The organism is Rhizobium sp. P43, from assembly GCF_056730705.1.
The window spans coordinates 4,225,079-4,245,744 of the sequence record NZ_CM161539.1; the positions used below are offsets into that span (position 1 = coordinate 4,225,079).

General features: G+C 61.0%; 12 protein-coding genes and 1 pseudogene. All 13 read left to right on the forward strand.

Going from position 1 to position 20,666, the window contains the following annotated elements; translation table 11 throughout:
* The first annotated feature begins 3 nt into the window (after positions 1 to 3).
* The 13 genes and pseudogenes from AC1PUL_RS20850 to AC1PUL_RS20910 all read left to right on the forward strand — a co-directional run bounded on the left by AC1PUL_RS20850 (position 4) and on the right by AC1PUL_RS20910 (position 20,645).
* Positions 4 to 2,248 (forward strand): annotated as a pseudogene (locus tag AC1PUL_RS20850) (glycoside hydrolase family 2 protein).
* An 11-nt stretch (positions 2,249 to 2,259) separates the two neighbouring features.
* Positions 2,260 to 3,351: an ABC transporter ATP-binding protein gene (locus AC1PUL_RS20855; RefSeq protein ID WP_480465892.1), complete on the forward strand. Its 1,092-nt coding sequence runs from the start codon at positions 2,260 to 2,262 to the stop codon at positions 3,349 to 3,351.
* A 374-nt stretch (positions 3,352 to 3,725) separates the two neighbouring features.
* Positions 3,726 to 5,033 carry a polygalacturonase PglB gene (gene pglB / locus AC1PUL_RS20860; RefSeq protein WP_480468647.1) on the forward strand — a complete coding sequence of 436 codons (1,308 nt, stop codon included), beginning with the start codon at positions 3,726 to 3,728 and terminating at the stop codon, positions 5,031 to 5,033.
* A 22-nt stretch (positions 5,034 to 5,055) separates the two neighbouring features.
* Entirely contained in the window at positions 5,056 to 8,142 is a 3,087-nt protein-coding gene (locus AC1PUL_RS20865; RefSeq protein ID WP_480465893.1) for an alpha-mannosidase, read from the forward strand.
* Positions 8,139 to 9,371: a CehA/McbA family metallohydrolase gene (locus AC1PUL_RS20870; RefSeq protein WP_480465894.1), complete on the forward strand. Its 1,233-nt coding sequence runs from the start codon at positions 8,139 to 8,141 to the stop codon at positions 9,369 to 9,371. Before AC1PUL_RS20865 ends, AC1PUL_RS20870 begins: the two co-directional genes overlap by 4 nt.
* 10 nt (positions 9,372 to 9,381) lie before the next feature.
* Entirely contained in the window at positions 9,382 to 10,425 is a 1,044-nt protein-coding gene (locus AC1PUL_RS20875) for a LacI family DNA-binding transcriptional regulator (RefSeq protein WP_480465895.1), read from the forward strand.
* A 122-nt stretch (positions 10,426 to 10,547) separates the two neighbouring features.
* Positions 10,548 to 12,449 carry an ABC transporter substrate-binding protein gene (locus AC1PUL_RS20880; protein WP_480465896.1) on the forward strand — a complete coding sequence of 634 codons (1,902 nt, stop codon included), beginning with the start codon at positions 10,548 to 10,550 and terminating at the stop codon, positions 12,447 to 12,449.
* A gap of 139 nt (positions 12,450 to 12,588) precedes the next feature.
* Positions 12,589 to 13,575, forward strand: a complete 987-nt coding sequence (locus AC1PUL_RS20885) for an ABC transporter permease (protein ID WP_480465897.1) — start codon at positions 12,589 to 12,591, stop codon at positions 13,573 to 13,575.
* A gap of 6 nt (positions 13,576 to 13,581) precedes the next feature.
* A complete protein-coding gene (locus AC1PUL_RS20890) occupies positions 13,582 to 14,745 on the forward strand; it encodes an ABC transporter permease (protein WP_480465898.1) in 1,164 nt (387 codons plus the stop codon).
* A 14-nt stretch (positions 14,746 to 14,759) separates the two neighbouring features.
* Positions 14,760 to 15,815 (forward strand): ABC transporter ATP-binding protein, encoded by a 1,056-nt coding sequence (locus AC1PUL_RS20895; RefSeq protein ID WP_480465899.1) that lies wholly within the window; start codon positions 14,760 to 14,762, stop codon positions 15,813 to 15,815.
* Positions 15,815 to 16,861, forward strand: coding sequence for an ABC transporter ATP-binding protein (locus AC1PUL_RS20900; protein ID WP_480465900.1), 1,047 nt, complete (start codon positions 15,815 to 15,817; stop codon positions 16,859 to 16,861). Before AC1PUL_RS20895 ends, AC1PUL_RS20900 begins: the two co-directional genes overlap by 1 nt.
* Positions 16,858 to 18,138 (forward strand): HAD family hydrolase, encoded by a 1,281-nt coding sequence (locus AC1PUL_RS20905; protein WP_480465901.1) that lies wholly within the window; start codon positions 16,858 to 16,860, stop codon positions 18,136 to 18,138. Before AC1PUL_RS20900 ends, AC1PUL_RS20905 begins: the two co-directional genes overlap by 4 nt.
* Positions 18,135 to 20,645: a hypothetical protein gene (locus AC1PUL_RS20910; RefSeq protein ID WP_480465902.1), complete on the forward strand. Its 2,511-nt coding sequence runs from the start codon at positions 18,135 to 18,137 to the stop codon at positions 20,643 to 20,645. Before AC1PUL_RS20905 ends, AC1PUL_RS20910 begins: the two co-directional genes overlap by 4 nt.
* Positions 20,646 to 20,666 lie beyond the last annotated feature (21 nt).

A 20,666-nucleotide genomic window follows, 5' to 3' on the forward strand; every position in this document is an offset into this window, starting at 1 on the left:
GAAATGCGCATTATTGAGACTTTCAACAAGGATTGGACCTTCCGTGCCGGTTTTGAGCCGGGCTTTGCCTCGGCTTCGCAGCCGGGCGAGGCAGTCCAGCTTCCCCATACGGCGGTCGAGCTGCCCTATAACTATTTCGACGAGAAGAGCTATCAGAAGGCCTTTACCTATCAGAAGGTCATCGCCTGGGATCCGCGGTTCGAGGGTCGCGTAGTCTCGCTGGTTTTCGATGCCGCCATGGCGGACAGCGTGGTCTACGTCAACGGTGTCGAGATCACTGCGCACAAGGATGGTTACACGCCTTTCGAAGCCCGGCTCACGCCGCATCTGAAGGCTGGCAACAACCTGCTGACGGTGAAGATCGACGGTTCGGAAAACCCCGAGATCCCGCCTTTCGGTGGCGTCATCGACTATCTCACCTATGCCGGCATCTATCGCGACGTCTGGCTCAAGATCACTGCGCCGGTTTCGATCAAGAACGTCAAGATCGAGACGCCCGATGTTCTGGCCGAAAGCAAGCAGGTGACGGCGAAGGTCTGGATTTCCAATTCGACGGATCAGGCGCTTTCCGGCAAGGTGACGGCTGTTCTGAAAGATGGTGCAGGTCAGGAGATCGCGCGTACCGAAGCGGCATTATCAGGCGCAGAGGTTTCGCTCGGCTTTTCCGGGCTTCAGGGCATCACGCTCTGGGATATCGACAATCCCGCTCTCTATCACCTCACGGTGATGCTCGACACCGCTGCCGGTAGCGATGCCGTCACGAGCCGCTTCGGTTTCCGCTCTGCCGAATACACCATCGACGGCTTCAAGCTGAATGGCCGTGTGGTGAAGCTTCGGGGTCTCAACCGTCACCAGGCCTGGCCGCATCTGGGTTACGCGATGGGTCGGCGTGGTCAGGAGAAGGATGCCGACATCCTAAAATTCGATCTCGCCTGCAACATCGCCCGCACCTCGCATTATCCGCAGTCGAAATACTTCCTCGACCGTTGCGACGAGATCGGCCTGCTTGTCTTCGAAGAAATCCCAGGCTGGCAGCATATCGGTGGCGATGCCTGGAAGGCGGAGAGCGTTCAGAACGTCCGCCGCATGATCGAGCGCGACTGGAACCATCCTTCGATCATCATCTGGGGCGTGCGCATCAACGAGAGCCAGGACGACCACGACTTCTATGTCGAGACGAATGCCATGGCGCGGTCGCTCGATACGACCCGCCAGACCGGCGGTGTGCGCTACATCACCGAAAGCGAGCTGCTCGAAGACGTCTATACGATGAACGACTTCATTCTCGGGCTGGACGAAATGCCCGGGCACAATCGCGAACGGCTGATCCTGCGCGAGCAGCGCGAAGTCACCGGGCTCGACCGCAAGGTGCCCTATATGATCACCGAATATGGTGGGCACATGTATCCGACCAAGCGCTTTGACCAGGAGCAGCGCCAGGCAGAACATGTCGGCCGGCACCTGGCGATCCTGAATGCGGTTGCGGGCGAGCCTTCGATCTCCGGCTCCACCGGCTGGTGCATGTTCGACTACAACACCCATAAGGATTTCGGTTCGGGCGACCGTATCTGCTACCACGGCGTCACCGACATGTATCGCGAGCCGAAATTCGCCGGTTACGCCTATGCCTCGCAGGGCGATCCGAAGGATGGGATCGTTTTGCAGCCGGTCAGCTTCTGGGCGCGCGGCGAGCGCAATATCGGCGGCGTGCTGCCGCTGATCATTCTCACCAATTGCGACTATGTCGAAATCCGCATGGGCCAGATCGTCAAGCGGATCGAGCCTGACAGAAGGACCTATCCGCATCTGCCGCATCCGCCCTGCATTCTCGATCACAGCATGGTCACGCCGGAAGAATTCGGCGAATGGGGCATGACCTGGCGGGATGGTGAACTCGTCGGCTTCCTAGACGGCAAGGAGGTTGTGCGCCGTCATCTGCCGGCCGATCCGCTGCCGACTACCCTGGATATCGCGGCTGACGATACCGAGCTTCCGGGCTGGCGAGAAGGACACGGTTCGCGTGATGCTGCGGGCGCTCGACCAGGGCGGCAATGTCCTGGGCTTTTTCGATGATCCGGTCGAGGTCAGCCTCGAAGGTCCGGGCCGCATCGTTGGCCCCACGCTGCTCTCCTTCAAGGGCGGGGCCGTGGGCGTCTATGTCGAAGCCGGAAACGAAGCCGGTCACTTGACGCTGTCTGCGACTTGCCGTCCCTTCGGGACCAAGCGCATCAGCTTCAACGTCAGCTGAGCGAGGCTACCATGGCAGAGGTCCGGCTCACCGATATCCGCAAGTCCTACGGGCAGCTCGAGGTCATCAAGGGGGTGAACCTCGAGGTGCGCTCCGGGGAGTTTGTCGTCTTCGTCGGCCCGTCCGGCTGCGGCAAGTCCACGCTGCTCAGAATGATCGCGGGGCTGGAGGATATTTCCGCAGGCGAGCTGACGATCGGCGGCAGCGTGATGAACGATGTCGATCCGTCGAAACGTGGCATTGCCATGGTGTTCCAGACCTATGCGCTCTACCCGCATATGACCGTGCGCGAGAACATGGGCTTTGCGCTGCGCTTTGCCGGCATGGCGAAGGACGAGATCGAGCGGCGGGTCAATGCGGCGGCGAAGATCCTCGAACTCGACGCGCTGATGGACCGCAAGCCGAAGGCCTTGTCCGGCGGTCAGCGCCAGCGTGTTGCCATCGGCCGCGCCATCGTGCGTCAGCCTGATGTTTTCCTGTTCGACGAGCCGCTCTCCAACCTGGACGCGGAGCTGCGCGTGCATATGCGCGTCGAGATCGCCCGACTGCACAAGGAGCTCAACGCCACCATAATCTATGTCACCCATGACCAGGTCGAGGCGATGACGCTGGCCGACAAGATCGTCGTCATGCGCGGCGGGATCGTCGAGCAGGTCGGTGCGCCGCTTGCGCTTTATGACGACCCCGACAACATGTTCGTTGCCGGCTTTATCGGCTCGCCACGGATGAACTTTCTGCCGGCGGTGGTGATCGGTCAACCGGAGGGTGGACAGGTGACTGTGGCGCTCAAGGCGCGACCCGACACGCAGTTGACGGTTTCCTGCGCGGCGCCGCCGAAGGTCGGTGATGCCGTGACGGTGGGGGTTAGACCGGAACACTTTTTGCCTGACGGCAGTGGGGATACGCAGCTGACAGCGCATGTCGATGTCGTCGAGCATCTCGGCAATACGAGCTATGTCTATGCGCATACGGTGCCCGGCGAGCAGATCATCATCGAGCAAGAAGAGCGCCGTCAGGGTGGCCGGCTGGGCGATGAGATCACAGTTGGGCTGTCGGCGAAGACCAGCTTTCTCTTCGATGCTTCGGGACTGCGCATTCGCTGAGGGGTAGGGGCCGGGTTCTGACTCTTGCCTCCCGTCTTGCGCCCGACCGGGTTTTCCCGGTCCTTTTCAGATGCTGCAGGTGGCGTCTAAACGCCCTTTTCTTTTCCGGGCATACCGTCCTCGCGACCGTTGGTCGCCGCTCCGCTCTGCGCGGTATTCCGTCTGTAAATCGCTCTGGCTATGACACTCGTCACAGCTCGAGATCGATCAAGGCAGAAAAAATATTTTCATTTTGTATTTCGCGCTGAAATCGGATTGATATGACGCCGATATCATTCAGATGCGCCTGTACGCAGGCTTTCTATCCGAATGCTGCTGCCTGGGAGGAGAAGCCTGCGGTGACGAAATCAAGAAAAATATTCATCACCGATTCGATGCGGGGCGGGCAATCTCTGCAGGAGGCGCTGGATGCCGCCGCGAAGCAGGGGGTGGCCCTGCATCTGTCGAAGGGGATTTATCAGACCGGTGCTTTGCATCTGCCAAGCGGCACGGATCTCTGCTTGGAGGAGGGCGCCGTGCTGCGCTTCAGTCCCGATTATGCGCTGTATGCTTCGAATACGGTTGACGTTATCGCGGAAGATTCCGATCGCGCTTTGATGCTTGCCCGCGATGCACGGTCCATCCGTATCCACGGGGCTGGTTCTATCGAGGCACCCGGTGAGTCCTTTATCGAGGGCATGCTGGAGGATATGGGGACATATATCCCGTCGCGCCTTCGACCGAGGACCCTGATTATCGATCGCTGCTCCGATGTGCGCATCGAAGGCATCAAGATCTGCCTGTCTGCCATGTGGACGGTTCATCTGATCCGCAGCAAGGATGTCGCCCTTGAAGGTTTGAGCATCATCAATGACCGCAAGATGCCCAATACCGACGGAGTGGTCATCGATGCCTGCGAGCGTGTGACGATCGATAACTGCGTGATCGACACGGCTGACGACGGCGTCGTGCTGAAGACAAGCCGCGGGACCGATGATGCGCCGATTGGTGCATGCCGGCAGATCCGGGTTTCCGGCTGCCAGATCATCAGCGAAAGCTGCGCGCTGAAGCTCGGAACGGAGAGCTTCGCGGATATGGAGAACATTGTCTTTGAAGATTGCGAAATCGCCCATAGCAACCGGGCGCTCGGTCTTTTCTCGCGCGATGGGGGGCGGCTTGCGAATGTGACATTCCGGCGCCTCAAGCTCGAATGCCGGGAAACACCGGAGGGCTTCTGGGGCTCGGGGGAGGCGATCACCGCAACCGCTCTCGATCGTCGCAGCACGCAGCCCGCCGGTGTCATCGAGAATGTGCTCTTCGAGGATATCCAGGGGCTGATGGAGGGTGCGGTCAATCTCTATGCCGATCGACCGGGGTTGATCCGGAATGTCACGCTGCGCCGTGTCCATATCCGCCAGCAGCCCGGGCGCTTCAACGCCTGCCGTTACGATGTGCGTCCGACGAAGTTCGATCTTGCGCCCTCGCCCGATGCGGCAGGACGTGCCAATGCCTGGGTCAGGGGTGAGGATGGCAAGGTTATCGGTCTCGTGCCCTATCCCGGTGGCATGCCCGGCGTTTTTGCCTCAAACGTTCACAATCTCGCACTCGAAGACGTCGAGGTGCGCCGTCCCGATCCCCTGCCCGAGGGCTTTCATTCCGAGCCGGTCGTGATCCTGCAGGATCAGGCCCCGGTCTGGTCCTGAAGCTGTTGCAGGAGCGTTGTTCATGAAGACAATTCGCAAGCTCGACAAGCTCCTTTCGGTCCTGGCCGAGCACATCTTTCAGCCGCTCGGAGGTCAGGTGCCGTTGGTCTATCGGCAGGCAGCATCGGGTGACCGTGCGGCCATGGTGGCATCCGATCGCGCAGAGTGGGCGCCGGTCGGGCGTGACCATATCTGGGGCGAACCGGACGGGTATTACTGGTTCGGGGGCAGGGTTGCCTTGCCTGACGGCTTCGACGGTGCGCGCGTCTTCGGTCGCATCGAGGCTGCCTTCGGCAATGTCATGGGGCGCAGCGATCCGCAATGCCTGGTGCGGGTCGACGGACGGATCGTGCAGGGTGGTGACGCAAACCACCGCGAATTTCCGCTGAGCCTGAACGCGGTTGCGGGTCAGGTCCATGACATCCTCATCGAGGCCGGGACGATCGAGGATCGTCGGCAGATCGGCTTTGGGGTGACGCTGCATCGCCACGACCCCGACGTCGAGGATGTCTATTACGATCTGCGGGTGCCACTCGATGTGGCGCGACTGCTGGATGAAAACGATCCGCGTCGCCACTTCATTCTGCGGGTGGTCGAGCAGGCCGTCGATGCCATCGATCTGCGACCGGGCAATCCGGAGAGGTTTGCGGCATCCCTGGAGGCTGCGCGGTCGATCGCCTCCGCCATCTATCAGGCCGGTGACTTCGAGGAAAAGCCCGTCGTCGTTGCGACTGGGCACACGCATATCGACGTGGCCTGGCTCTGGCGGGTGCGGGAGACGCGGCAGAAGATGGCGCGCTCCATGGCGACCATGCTCTCGCTGATGGACGAGTTTCCCGACTATCGTTTCATGTACAACCAGTGCGTCCTGCTCGACTATCTGCGCGAGGACTATCCGGAGCTCTTCGATCGCATTCGTGGCCAGTTCTCGGCTGGCCGGTTCGAGATCGAGGGCGCTCTCTGGCTGGAGCCGGATGTCAATATCGCTGGCGGCGAGGCGCTGGTCCGGCACATCCTCTACGGTGTGCGCTATCATCAGGAAACCTTCGGTATCCGGCCACGCATGGTCTGGCTGCCTGATACGTTCGGTTACACGGCCGCCTTGCCGCAGCTGATGGCGAAGTCGGGGCTCGATACGTTCGTCACCCACAAGCTCTCCTGGAATGACACCAATCGCATGCCTGAGGAAAAGCTCTTCTGGCAGGGTATCGATGGCAGTCAGGTGGTCGCTTATTTTCTGACGACGCAGCCCTATGACAGCAAGAGCATCGGCACGACCTATTGCCCCAACCTGAAGCCGACGCATGTCATGGGGACCTGGAAGCGTTACGGTCAGCAGCGTGTTGGTGGCGAGCTCTTCCTCGTCTACGGCCATGGCGATGGCGGCGGCGGTCCGACCCGCGAGATGCTGCACAATATCCGCCGCATGGAGCGCGGCATTCCAGGCTGCCCCAAGGTCGAGCATGGCGCGATGCGGCCTTTCTTCGAGCGACTGATCGCCGAGATGAAGGCGAACCCGCAGCGCTACCCGACCTGGGTCGGCGAGTTTTATCTCGAGTTCCATCGTGGCACGTTGACCTCCGTCGCCAAGAACAAGCGCTTCAACCGGCTGGCCGAAATCGCGCTTCGGGAACTGGAACTGATGGCGGTTCTGGCACGGCGGGCCAGCGGTTACACCTATCCGCATGCCCGGCTCCGGCGCCTCTGGGATATCGTGATGCTCAACCAGTTTCACGACATCCTGCCGGGTTCCTCGATCGGTGCGGTCTATGAGGACAGCGACCGGGACTACGAGGCCTTTTTCGTCGAGGCCGAGGCGCTGGCGCGGGAGCTTGCGGGCCGGATCGATGGCGGCGGTGCAGGCATGGTGCTCAATGTCACCGGCCGTTCGCGGGGCGGTTTCGTCTCGTCGCCGCTGCTTGAGGGCCATGCGGTCCAGGATATCGTCAGGGCCGATGGCGCCCGTCTTCCTGCAGCATGGCTGGAGCCGGTGTCAGCGCTGGCATGCGCCCCTCTTCAGGCCGTGCTTACTTCACCTGACCATTCTGGGTATCTGGAGGTCTCCGAGCGTCGTCTGGCCAATGCCCATGTCGAGATACGCTTCGATCATTGCGGTCGGATTGAGCATCTCGTCGACCGGGCGACAGGGCGAACCATCTTCACGCCGGGCCAGATCGGCAACCGGCTGCAGGCCTTCCGCGACCGGCCGGCCGAATACGATGCCTGGGATATCGACGCCGATTTCGAGGACCAGGTCTTCGAGATCGACGATCTCGTCAGCGCCGAGGTTGTGGAGCATGGTCCCCTGCGCGCAGCAATCCGGTTTGAGTGGCGCTACGAGCATTCCCGCGTCGTACAGGTGGTGGCGCTGGAAGCGGATGCCCGGCGGGTGGATTTCGACACCTTTGTCGACTGGCATGAGCATCATACGCTGGTGAAGGCGGCCTTTCCGTTGGCACTGCATGCCGCTGCCGTCGATGCCGAAATCCAGTTCGGCCATGTGCGGCGGGCGACGCATCGCAACACGTCCTGGGACAAGGCCCGCTTCGAATGCGTGATGCAGCGCTGGGTTGACGTTACCGAACCCGATTTCGGCGTCGCCTTCCTCAATGACAGCAAATACGGCTACGACGCACGGGGAACGGATATCCGGCTGACGTTGTTGCGCTCTCCGACCTATCCCTGGCCGGAGGCGGACCAGGGCGAGCATCGGTTCCGCTATGCTCTCATGGTGCATGATGGTGACAAGGACGTGGTGCACAGGGCTGCGGAAGACTTCAATCTGCCGCTGAGGCTGATTGCGGGCAGCCCTCACTCGCATGCTCCGGCACCGAAGACGGCACCTCTCCTTCATGTTCTGACCGAGGGCATTGCTGTCGAGGCGGTGAAGGAGGCCGAAGATGGCAATGGCATCGTGGTTCGGCTCTGGGAAACGACCGGGCGGCATCGGTCTGCCGAGATCGCGTTAGCGCCGGACTTCACCCAGGCTGCCCTCATCGATCTCCTGGAGGAGCCTATCAGCGGTCTGGCTGTCCAGCAGCAACGCCTCCGCGTCGCCTTCAAGCCTTTTGAAATCATCAGCCTGAAATTGGGAAGGAGCGTCGCATGAGCGTCGACCGGGAAATCAACGTTACGATCGACAGCTTTCCGGGAGGCGAGAAGTCTTTCGTCGAGATCCCCTTCGAAGTGGGCGCCGATATCGAGCGGATCGAGATCGCCTATCATTTCCCGTTCGGCGGCGGTGGCAGCGTCATCGATCTCGGGGTGGCGCAGAATGGTCGCATGCGCGGCTGGAGCGGCTCCGAGCGCGGGTTCATCACGCTTGAGGAAGATCGTGCAACACCCGGCTATGATTGCGGTCCGCTTGCGGGCGCCTGGCATGCCGTGCTCGGTATCGTGAAGATTGGGCCAGCCTGTAAGGTGGATCTCAAGATCAGGCTGATCAACAAACGTCAGCGCTGGCTGGTGGGCGAATTGCACAGCCATTCGGAGCACTCCGATGGCGGCGTGACCGTGTTTGACGCCATACATCGTGCTCGCGCCGGCGGCCTCAATTTCCTGGCGATCACCGATCACAATACGATCTCGCAGAATACGATCCGGCCCGATGATCCCGGCATTCTCGTGATCCCGGCCATGGAGCTGACCTCCTTCTGGGGGCATACCAACTTCCTCGGGCTTGCGAAGCCGCTTGCCGACTGGCGTTGCCGTGGGCCGCATGAGGTGGTGGACCGCATGACCGAGGCGCGGGCCAACGGGGCGACCATCGTCATCAATCATCCGTTCCAGAATTCGGCGGGTGGCAAGTGGCAGTCGGGCTTCGACGGTCCCTTTGATGCGCTGGAAATCTGGAATGGGCTCTGGACCCCGATGAATGCCCAGGCTTTGGCCTTCTGGCAGGAGCTTCTGGTGGCGGGTCGACAGATCCCGATCACGGGTGGCAGCGATTTCCACCTGAAGAACCGTCGTCGTCACGGGCATCCGAGCAATCGACTGCGGGTGACCGGCAGTTCGATTGCCGATATCCTTTCGGCGGTCAGGTCCGGAAGGAACGTGGTTTCCTTCTCACCTCACGACTTGACTGCCGAGCCTTATGGTGTCGGGCATCCCGATTTCGGTTCCCGTATCCCATCGGGAAGCGCGATTGCCGTGTCCTTCTCAGGGCTCGCCAATGGTGATGAGATCCGCTTCGTCGATGAAACGGGCTATACAGGTTCGGTCCGGCCGGAGGCTGGCCAGTTCACTGTCGAAACCAAGCTTTCCGCTCGGTTCCTGCGGTTCGAGGTCTGGCATGGCGAGGAGGCGCGCCTGTTCACCAATCCTTTCTACGCCGAATGAGGCCAAAGCCATGGACACTGCAGACAGACCGAAAGTCGGCATCAAGGATGTCTCGCGCGAGGCGGGGGTGGCTCTCAGCACCGTCTCTCACGTCCTGAACGGCACCGCTTCGATTTCCCCGGAGGTGCGGAGCCGGGTGCTGGAGGCGGCACGACGGCTCGGTTATCTGGCTAAGCGGCAGCAAAAGGGATCCATCGCCTCGCTGTCCACGGTCTATCTGGCGGTGCCGCCGGGCAACATTCCGCATGTCGATACCAATCTCTTCTCCTGGACCCTGCTGACGGCCCTAACGCGGGAATGCGAGCGGCGGGGTGTCAGGGTTGTCGCCCATTCGGGTGGCGATACCCTCAACGCACAAGAGATCATCGACGGGGCGAAGTCGGTCTATGCCGACGGCATCATCCTCGTCTATGACGACAACCCGAAGTTGCTCAGGGCGCTCGCATCCTCGGGGATCGCGGTGGTCCTGCTCAATGGTGAAGACCCGTCGATGTCGGTCGATACGGTTACGCCCGGAAACCGCTACGCCGCGCGGCTTGCCACGGAGTGGCTGTTGTCTCGCGGACACCGAAAGATCCTGCACCTGACTTGGCGCGGTCGTGGAACGATCACCCGGCGTGTCGATGGTTTCCTCGATGCCTATCGCGAACGTCAGCTACCGCTCGATCTCGGACGTGTTCATATTGCAAGCGGTTATCAGCCGTCGGACGGCGAGGCGGCCATCAAGTCACTTTTGGCGGACAAGTCGGGTCTCGACGGCATCAGCGCGATCTTCTGCGCCTCGGACAACCTTGCGGTGGGAACCTTGGCCGCGCTTCAAGCCCATGGCGTCAAGGTCCCCGAAGATATCAGCGTTGTCGGATTTGACGGTGTAGCGCTTGGGGATCTCACGCGACCGCCCCTGACGACCGTGCGCGTGCCGCTTCAGGAGATGGCGGTGTTGGCGCTCCAGGCGCTTGAGAACAGGCTGTCCGTCTTTGGCCCCGGTCATCCGCCGTGTCGCATTGAGTTGGGCTGTAAACTCATAGAGCGTGAAAGTGCCACGACGATTTAGCCTATCTATTAATGAAAATATTTTTGTCTTGATTTTGCAATTCTGCTGTATAAATTTTCGAAATCGCAGGCATTAAAGGGTAAATGCGCGAAAATATTTTCGCTATCTGGGAGGATACGATGATGCGTAATGAAAAAATTTCAAAGGCTCTGGTCTCTATGCTGATGACCTGCTGCCTGGCAGGCTCGGCCTGGGCCTTCAATGAGGCGCCAATGCTTCAAGAGCAGGTCAAGGCTGGTCAGCTGCCGCCGGTCGAGCAGCGTCTTCCGGTAAAGCCGACCGTGGTGAATGCTGCCGAGGTTGGTCAGTATGGTGGCAACTGGCAGCGTGCCTACAAGGGTCCTGGTGACCGCTGGGGTCCGACGAAGCTGATGGAAGAGCGTGTGGTCAAGTGGTCGCAAGGTGCTGACGGCAAGCTGTCGCTGGTTCCGGGCTATGTCGAATCCTACTCCGTCAGCGAGGACGCTCGCACCTTCACCTTCACGCTGCTGAAGGGGTTGAAGTGGTCTGACGGTCATCCGGTGACGACCGAAGACGTCGAATTCTGGTATAACGACGTGTTCCTGAACAAAGAAATCATGCCGTCTATCGATCAGACGCTGGCGCCCGGCGGAAAGCCGATGAAGCTTGAAGTCGTCGATGATCGTACCTTCAAGGTCAGCTTTGAGGAGCCCTATGTCTACTTCCTCGAAATCCTGGCCAAGGATTCGACCGGCGAACCCAGCCTTGACCGGCCGAGCTTCCTGTTCCCGAAGCACTATCTGAAGCAGTACAACAACAATTACGTCTCCGAAGAGGAGTTGAAGGCTGCGGCCACCAAGTATGGTGCAGAGAAGTGGCAGGACCTGTGGGGTTCCAAGGGTGCCGTGACGGCCTGGTGGCAGAACCCCAACCTGCCCGTCATCACAGCCTGGAAGATCGAGACGCCGGCGCCGGCGGAAGTCGTGACCATGGTGCGCAATCCCTACTATTATGCCGTCGACCAGGCCGGTAACCAGCTGCCCTATATCGATCGTATCTCGCATCGTCTGTTCAGCGAGCAGGAAGCCTTCAACCTGATGATCGTGCAGGGGCAGATCGACATGCAGATGCGCTATGTCGAGCCCCAGGACTACACCTTCTACAAGGAAAACGAGACCAAGGGGGACTATAAGGTCTACCGCTGGAACCAGGCCCAGACCTGGTCGCTGGTCCCGAACCTGAACGTCAAGGACGATGTGCTGCGTGGTCTTTATGAAAACGCGGATTTCCGTCAGGCGCTCAGCATCTCGATCGATCGTGAGACAATCAACGAGCTGGTCTTCACCGGTCTCGCCGAACCGCGTCAGGCGTCGCCTGTCACCGGTTCGCCGAACTTCAATGCAGAGCTGGAAACCCATTGGGCCGAGTTCGATCCGGACAAGGCCAACCAGCTGCTCGATGGCATCGGTCTCGACAAGAAGGACAATGATGGGTTCCGCTTGCGTCCGGATGGCAAGCGCCTCTCCATCGTTGTCGAGATGCAGCATGCCAATGGTCCGAAGACCATGGAAATCGTTGCCGACAACTTCAAGCAGATTGGTGTCGAGCTTCTGCCCCGCCTGATCGACCGCACCCAGTGGGATGCGAGCCGCGACAATAACGAGTTCCAGATGCAGTGGTATCCCTTCGACCGCCTGTCGGTCGTGGCGGCTGACCCACGCATCATGATGGGCAATGACAGCTACGCCAACCAGTATTACATCTGGTACTCGACCAAGGGTGCCTCCGGCATCGAGCCGCCGGCCGATCATCCGATCCGCACGGTCTTCGAAAGCTGGGATGCTGCCGCCAAGGCTCCGAACCGTGCTGCGGCCGATGCTGCCCTCAACCAGCTGATAGACACCTTTGTCCGTCAGGGCTGGGTGATTGGTATCGTCGGGGAATCTCCTGCCATCGCCATCGCCAAGAACGACTTCAAGAACATGCCTGATGGGTTGATCGAGGACGATATCACCCGTGGGATCGGTCTCGGTCGTACGCAGCAGATGTGGATCCAGCAGTAATCACTGGCAAACCGGGCTCCGCGCAGCGCTCTGGCCTCCGCGGGGCCCAGCTTAATTCGACTGCCATAGATTTTGCCGGGACGGAGCGCTTTGCGGCTCCGCATCCACCATTTGGCGCGGCAAGACAGAGGAAACGCGCATGCTCGGCTATGCTGTCCGGCGACTATTGTGGGCCATCCCCACACTGATCTTCGTCTCCTTCATCGCCTTCTTGATCATCCAGCTGCCACCGGGCGACTTCGTCTCGGCCTATGCCGCGCAGCTGCGCAGCGGCGGTGAATACATCACCGAGATGCAGGAAGAGCTCATGCGCCAGCAATATGGGCTCAACGACCCTATCCTGGTGCAATATTGGCGCTGGATTTCGAACATAATCTTCTACGGTGACTTCGGTCGCTCGCTGGAATGGAATGCGCCGGTCAGCGAGCTGATCTGGGATCGCCTCGGGCTGACCCTGGCAATTTCGACGCTCAGCATGATCTTCACCTGGATGATCGCCATTCCCGTCGGGGTCTATTCGGCAACGCGCCAGTATTCGGTCTTCGACTACGTCTTTACGGTGTTTGGCTTCCTCGGCAAGGGTGTCCCAGACTTCCTGCTCGCCCTGGTCCTGATGTGGATGGCCTTCGTCTGGCTCAACCTGGATGTCGGCGGTCTGGTGTCGCCCGAATTCCAGGACAAGCCCTGGGACTTCGACAAGTTCGTCAACATGCTCACGCATATCTGGATTCCCCTCGTCGTTCTGGCGACGGGCGGTGCGGCGGGGCTTATCCGCGTCATGCGCGCCAACATGCTGGACGAGTTGCGCAAGCCTTATGTCGAGACTGCCTATGCGCAGGGCTTCAGCGAGCGGACCGTCGTGTGGCGTTATCCGGTGCGCGTGGCCCTCAATCCGTTCATCTCGACCGTCGGCTGGGCCTTGCCGGCCCTTTTCTCCGGCGACGTTATCACCGCCGTCGTGCTCAACCTGCCGACGACGGGTCCGCTTCTGCTGCAGGCGCTCAAGATGCAGGACATGTATCTTGCCGGCAGCTTCATCCTCATTCTCAGCGTCTTCACCGTCATCGGCACGGTGCTCTCAGACATCCTGCTTGCGATGTCCGATCCGCGCATCCGGTTTTCGTGAGGCCCCATGACCGATCTCCAGAACCTGTCACCCCCGATGCTTACGCCCCGCGTTCCGCCGCTTGCTCCGAAAGAGGAGTTTCGTGACGAAACCCTCTATACCGCCAAGCCCTGGACGCTGATCTGGTGGCGCTTCCGTAAGCATAAACTTGCGGTCGTCTCGCTGATCTTCATGATCATCCTGTCGACGCTTGCGATCTTCGCGCATTTCTTCACGCCCTATGCGCCGTTCACCATCAACCGGTTGAACACGCTGGCGCCGCCGAGCACGGTGCGGATCATGCATGAAGGGGAATTGCAGAGGCCCTTCATCTATGCCCTGAAGCGCACGCGGGATCCGGAAACTGCACGCGTCATCTATGAGGAAGACACGAGCAAGGTTCTGCCGATCCGCTTCTTCGTGCAGGGCGAGCCCTACCAGTTCTTCGGCCTCGTCGAGACGCGTCTGAGGCTCTTCGGTGTCGATGATCGTCGCCAGCAGATCAATCTTCTTGGTACGGATTCGCTGGGTCGCGACCTCTACAGCCGCCTGATCCATGGTGCCCGGGTGACCCTGTCCGCCGGCCTTGTCGGCGTTGCCTTCGCCTTCGTGCTGGGGCTCGCACTGGGTGCGATCTCCGGCTACTACGGTGGCCGCATCGATTCAGCCATTCAGCGGCTGATGGAGTTCATCCGCTCGATCCCCACGATCCCGCTCTGGATGGGCCTGGCAGCCGCGCTGCCAATCGCCTGGGACCCCATCTTCGTGTATGTCCTGATCACGCTCATCCTTTCGCTCATCGGCTGGACGCATCTCGCGCGTGTCGTGCGCGGTCGTTTCCTGTCGCTCAAGACCGAGGATTATGTTCTGGCTGCACGTCTGGCCGGTGCCTCCGAGTACCGGATCGTGACGCGGCACATGCTGCCGGCGATGACCAGCTACATCATCGCTGCACTGACGCTCGCCGTTCCTGAAATGATCCTCGGCGAGACTGCACTCAGCTTCCTCGGTCTCGGTCTGCGCCCGCCTGTTGTCAGCTGGGGCGTGCTTCTGCAGGACGCCCAGAACCTGCGCTCGATTTCCATGGCCCCATGGCTATTGGCACCCGGCGTCGCGGTCGTTCTGGTCGTTCTTGCGTTCAACTTCATCGGTGATGGCCTGCGCGATGCGGCCGATCCCTACGGTCAATGAGGGAGGGGGACCCGATGCACTCCACAATCAAGGGCAGTCAGACGCCGATGCCGCCCGAGCGGCTTCTCGAACTCGACAATGTCGGCGTCCATTTCCCGACGCGCGACGGTCTCGTCAGGGCGGTCAACGGCGTGTCCTATCACGTCAACAAAGGCGAAGTCCTTGGCATCGTCGGCGAGAGTGGCTCGGGCAAGTCCGTGACCGCGCGGTCGATCATGCGGCTCCAGCCACGCAGCGCAATCAATGCCCATGGCAGCATCCGATTTCGCCGGGGTAGTGGTGAGGAAGTGCGGATCTCCGACCTGGACTGGCAGGGCCGGGAGATGCGCGAGATCCGTGGCGGCGAGATCGGCATGGTGTTCCAGGAGCCGATGACGGCACTTTCGCCGGTGCATACGATCAGCACGCAGATCATGCGCACGGTCATGCTTCACCGCAAGGTCTCCAAGGCCGAGGCACGCAACCAGGCCATCGAGCTTCTCACCCGCGTGCAGATGCCCCGCCCGAACGATATCGTCGATCGCTACCCGCATCATCTGTCCGGTGGCATGCGGCAGCGTGCGATGATCGCCCTGGCGCTCTCCTGCGATCCGACGCTCCTGATTGCCGATGAGCCGACGACTGCGCTGGACGTGACGACCGAGGCGCAGATCCTGGAATTGCTGAAGTCGCTTCAGCAGGAGCTTGGGATGGCGATCGTCTTCATCACCCATAACTTCGGGGTTGTCGCAGACATCGCCGATCGCGTGGCCGTGATGTATCTCGGGCGTGTGGTCGAAACCGGCACCGTGGACGAAATCTTCTACGAGCCGAAACACCCCTATACCCAGGCCTTGCTGCAATCGATCCCGCGGCTTGGAAAGAGCCATGGGAAACGTCTGCGGACCATCGCCGGCGTCGTGCCCGATCCCTACAACGTCCCGACTGGCTGTTCCTTCCATCCGCGCTGCCTTCATGGGGTGGCGGGGATCTGTGACACGGCCGTCCCCGACGACATTCAGTTCGCCAGCGGCCAGCGCGCCCGCTGTCATTTCGCAGGCCAGATCGCGCCTGCGACGGAGTTCGCGTAATGACCATGCCCCTCAAAGACGCCCTGGACCAGGATACGCTCATCTCCGTTCGCGGCGCGAAGAAGTATTTCCCGATCTACGAAGGCTGGAAGCGCCGCGAGGTGGCGACCATCAAGGCGGTCGACGACATTTCCTTCGACATCCGCAAAGGCGAAACCTTCGGTCTGGTCGGCGAAAGCGGTTCGGGAAAGTCCTCGATCGCGAGACTGATCCTCAGAGCCTATGACCTGACCGCAGGCGAGATCCTGTTTCGGCGGGAAAGCGGCGAGGTCGTCGATATCACTCGACTGTCAGACCGCGAGATGCGGTCGATCCGGCGGGAAATGCAGATGATCTTCCAGGATCCCTATTCCTCGCTCAACCCGCGCATGAACCTGCTCGATCTCGTCGGAGAGCCTCTGGTCATTCACGGCATGGGCACTCCGGCCGAGATCAAGGATCGGGTGGCGGAGTTGCTGGGTCTCGTCGGCCTGCGGCCCGAATACATCCTGCGTTACCCGCATGCCTTTTCCGGTGGCCAGCGCCAGCGCATCGGCATTGCGCGGGCGCTTGCCCTCAATCCGAGCTTCATTGCGGCCGACGAAGCTGTCTCGGCGCTCGACGTCTCGGTTGCCGCGCAGAACATCAACCTGATGCAGGACCTGCAGGAGAAGCTGGGCCTCACATATCTCTTCATCACGCACGACCTTGGCATGGTCGAGCACATCTCGGACCGGGTTGGCGTTATGTATCTCGGCCGACTGATGGAGGTCGGGCCGACGGACGAGATGTTTGCGAAGCCGCTGCATCCCTATACGGAAGCGCTTCTGGCTGCCGTGCCTCAGCCCGACCCACGGGGCAATCGCGCCCGCAAGCGCGTACCGCTGAAGGGCGAGATCGCCGATGCGATGAATGTGCCGAGCGGTTGTCCCTTCCATCCGCGCTGCCCCTATGCGGATGAGGCCTGCCGCAAGGAGACGCCGGAGCTCAGGACCATGGCCGATGGGCGACAGGTCCGCTGCCATCATGCAGAGAGCCTGGATCTGGTCGGAGTTGGTGCCCGATGAACGCGCACGCCCCGTCACCCTTGTCCGATTTTCCATCGTTTCCGGTGGTCGAGGCCGATCATGCGCTGGCTGAGCGACACAGGCCGATCTTCCATCTCGATGAGAGGGAGCCCTTCAAACCGGTCGCCATCGGCTACAGTGTCTATCGCGACACGACGAAATCGGTCTCGTCGAAGTTCAGGATCCGTGCTGGAAGCGGGACGGTCGTCGAGTATGCGATCTGGTATGACTGGGACATCCAGCATCTCTACGACCTCGAGCATGTCTGGGTCCATCTCGACACCGATGGTGCAGTGATCAGGGTGGAAGCGTCACGGCACGGCGCGCGTCTGACGATGCGGCGTGCGGATGGCACGCTGCCGCTCGTCGGTACCCGTCCGGAACTCTTCGTCGAACCGGGCAAGCATGCGCATTGGGCCGACCCCGCGCTTATGCAGGCTGAGGCGGGTGTCTTCGTCGATGCGATGTGCGGAGCCTTTGCCGGAGAGGAAGGCATCCATCTTTCCAACCTGTTTTCGGATGCCGGACTCATTTCCGCGTCGCGCTATGACATCCGCCTCGCACGTCTTTTCCTGAAACGGAGAGCCTTCGCGCCAGCCTGGAGTTTTGGCGAACTGCCGGCCGCTGACGAGCCCAAGCTTCTACCCTGGACGTCGCTGAAGTCGTGGATTCCGCAAAGGTTTGGATCGTTGACAGCGTGCCTGCCGACGACCGTGCCGCATCTTGCAGCCGTTTTGCTGGATTGCGGCGACACGCTAGTTGACGAGTCGACCGAGGTCAAACTGCCGGGAACCGATGTCGTGGTGTCCGGCAAGCTCATTCCAGGCGCCGACGCCATGCTGCAGGAACTGGCCACCGCCGGACATCGGCTTGCGCTCGTGGCAGACGGCCCCCGTGCAACCTTCGAAAATCTGCTCGGTCAGCACGGGCTCTGGTCCAGCTTCGAGGCGCACATCATCTCGGGGGATGTCGGGGAACTGAAGCCTTCGCCTCGCATGTTCGATGCCGCATTCAAAGCGCTCGGTCTCTCCGATGAGGATCGTGCCCGCACCGTGATGGTCGGCAACAATCTGGAACGGGACATTCTGGGCGCCAATCGCTTCGGTCTGATCAGCATCTTCCTCGCCTGGTCGCTGCGGCGGACCCATAAGCCGAAGCACCGCCGCGAGCGCCCGAGGCTCATCATCAAGCAAATCACACAACTGCCAGCGCTGCTGGAGAAGATCGAACTGGCGCTGCCTGCTTCCGCGGTCGATAGGAAAGCGGGCGCTGCATGAGCAAGGTTGCGTCAATCCAATCCGCAGAGGAAGCGCAGGGCTTCATCGTATATCCGGGTGGTTCCGTCACCGCATGGGCCATGGGTGACATCGCGCAGACCTATTATCCGGGCCAACCCGCGCTGGCGGAAGATCGGGTGAATTACCGCTTCATCAACGGTTTCGTCGATGTCGGCGATCTTCCTTGCCGCGTGGCCCTCTGGAAGGAGGTCGCTTCGAGGACGGTTGCGCTTCAATCGGATTTTGCCGTCACCGGGCTCTATCTTCCAGGCTTCAACCGTCGGGTCGAGTTCTCGGATTTCTGGCATCGGCCGACCCGGCTATCCCGCTGGCTCCGCACCCGGCTTGTGCCCACAGTTGCCGGTCCGCATCGTTTCCGACTTGCGACCTGCGGCGGCGTGCATATTTGGGTCGATGGTGTGCTTGCGGCCCGGTTCGAGCCTTTCCGGCGCAACAAGGAAAGCATCACCGAGATCGATCTTCCGCTTCGGGCGGGAGGCAGTGATGTCGTCGTACTGACCGAGGAACTTGCCGAGCGGGATGCGCTCTGGTTCTTCGAACTGACCCTTCTCGGCGCTGCGCCGCTTCGCGCGGAGCTGCCGCTCGATGTGTCCTCCCAGACGATCACCCTGCTTAAGGCTCTGGCGACCGATGTCCGGCCAAATCCGATGCATGTGACGGATGGACGGCTGGTGCTCGAGTTCGGTGTGACCGCCCGGATGGATGTCGAGGTCAAGGCACAGATCCTGCCAAGCGTGCACATGCGCGGCAAGCCGCCGCTGCTTGATACCAGGGCGACGCTCAAATCGGGCGAGGGCCGGCTGATGCTGGATGGCGCGCAAACGCTTCAAGATGCCTATCATGCGCTCAATCTGACCTTCTCCGTCGGCGAAACGCGGGTTGAACGGCATATTGCCTTTGCCACCTTCAAGGATGCGCCGAGAGACATGCGCGGCCTGTCGCTCGCCGAGCGTAAGGTCATCGCGCTTGATTACATGGCCAGCCATGGCGAACTGCGCGTCGGACGCGCGATTGCGGCGCTGGCTGCCGGGCGTCCCGTGGATGATGTCTTTTACGAAGTCATCGGCAACACGCTCGCTGCGATCGATGAGCGGCGTGACTGCTCGGATTTTGTTCTCGTTCCCCTGCTTTGGGTCGCCGCCTGCTACCGGGATCGTGTGCCGGCTGATCTGATGACCAAGATCGATCGGAGCGTTCTCAACTATCGCTACTGGGTCGATGAGCCGGGCAATGACGTCATGTGGTTCTGGAGCGAGAACCATGTGCTTTGCTTCCACGTGTCGCAATATCTGGCTGGACGTCTCTATCCGGAGCAGCGCTTCGAATGCTCGGGTCGCCTGGGGCATGAACAGGCCGCACTGGCCGAGACCCGGCTGATGCGCTGGTTCGATTCGGTGGAAGAGCATGGTCTCGCGGAATGGAATTCTGCCGCCTATTACCCGATCGATTTCATTGGGCTTCTGGCTCTCGAACATCTCGCTGACGGCGCGATCCGGGATCGGGCGCGAAAGCTGCTCGACCGGCTCTTCCTGATGATCGGGCTTCACACCTTAGCCGGCGTGCCCGCCGGCACGATGGGGCGCGCCTACGACAAGGAGCTGCGCGCCGGACCACTGACGGAGCTTGCGCCATTTGCGACTGTTGCCTTTGGTGAGGGCTGGCTGAATGATGGTGTCGCTGCGCTACCGATGTTTGCGGCCGGTTCCTATTCACCGCCTGTCGAAGCAGAGCGCGTGGTTCGTCCGCCAGAAGGCAAGGCGCTGACAGCCCATTATATCCAAGGCCATGACGAGGCGGCGCGGCTCGTTCTCTACAAGACGGCGGCCGTTCAACTTTCCTCGACGATGGACGGAAAACCCGGCGGGCGCGGCCACCAACAGCATATTCTTGATATCCGCTTTGCCGCCCATCCCCTGGCGAAAGCCTGGGTCAACCATCCCGGCGAAGACGACCCCTGGGGTCATCAGCGGCCGTCCTACTGGGCGGGCAACGGGTCCATGCCGCGTGCCGCGCAGTATGGCAACGCGGCGCTCTTGCTCTACGACCTCGGCGCCGATGCGCGGCTGCCCTTCACCCATGCCTATGTAGAGAGACGCGCCTTCGACCAGGTGATCCTCGCAGACAACTGGATCGTGCTTCAGAGCGGCCACGGCTTTGCCGCCCTGACCGCGACTCGGCCTATTGTGCCGGTCGATGCTGGCCCCGGCGCCGGGATCGAGTTTCGTGCGGAGGGGACGAATGTCGCCTGGTACGGGGTGGTCGGTGAAGGCGTCGATCCAGACGCCCTGAACCGCTTCCGATCCCGACTGGTCAAGACCCGTCTCGAACTGTCTGCCGACGGGAGACGCGCGCTTTTGCATCAAGTCGATGGACCGCAACTCAGTCTCGACTGGAGCGAAGGCCTCTCGGTCGATGGTCAGCCTTACGTTTTTCCGAACAGAAGCATTGATCCGCTCATCCGGTGGACCGATGCGGTCTCCTCATAGTCTTCAAAGCCCAGGATTTTC

Coding starts and splice junctions, on each gene's coding strand:
- AC1PUL_RS20855 (WP_480465892.1), top strand. CDS start 2,260: ATGGCAGAGGTCCGGCTCACCGATATCCGCAAGTCCTACGGGCAGCTC.
- pglB (WP_480468647.1), top strand. CDS start 3,726: ATGCGGGGCGGGCAATCTCTGCAGGAGGCGCTGGATGCCGCCGCGAAG.
- AC1PUL_RS20865 (WP_480465893.1), top strand. CDS start 5,056: ATGAAGACAATTCGCAAGCTCGACAAGCTCCTTTCGGTCCTGGCCGAG.
- AC1PUL_RS20870 (WP_480465894.1), top strand. CDS start 8,139: ATGAGCGTCGACCGGGAAATCAACGTTACGATCGACAGCTTTCCGGGA.
- AC1PUL_RS20875 (WP_480465895.1), top strand. CDS start 9,382: ATGGACACTGCAGACAGACCGAAAGTCGGCATCAAGGATGTCTCGCGC.
- AC1PUL_RS20880 (WP_480465896.1), top strand. CDS start 10,548: ATGCGTAATGAAAAAATTTCAAAGGCTCTGGTCTCTATGCTGATGACC.
- AC1PUL_RS20885 (WP_480465897.1), top strand. CDS start 12,589: ATGCTCGGCTATGCTGTCCGGCGACTATTGTGGGCCATCCCCACACTG.
- AC1PUL_RS20890 (WP_480465898.1), top strand. CDS start 13,582: ATGACCGATCTCCAGAACCTGTCACCCCCGATGCTTACGCCCCGCGTT.
- AC1PUL_RS20895 (WP_480465899.1), top strand. CDS start 14,760: ATGCACTCCACAATCAAGGGCAGTCAGACGCCGATGCCGCCCGAGCGG.
- AC1PUL_RS20900 (WP_480465900.1), top strand. CDS start 15,815: ATGACCATGCCCCTCAAAGACGCCCTGGACCAGGATACGCTCATCTCC.
- AC1PUL_RS20905 (WP_480465901.1), top strand. CDS start 16,858: ATGAACGCGCACGCCCCGTCACCCTTGTCCGATTTTCCATCGTTTCCG.
- AC1PUL_RS20910 (WP_480465902.1), top strand. CDS start 18,135: ATGAGCAAGGTTGCGTCAATCCAATCCGCAGAGGAAGCGCAGGGCTTC.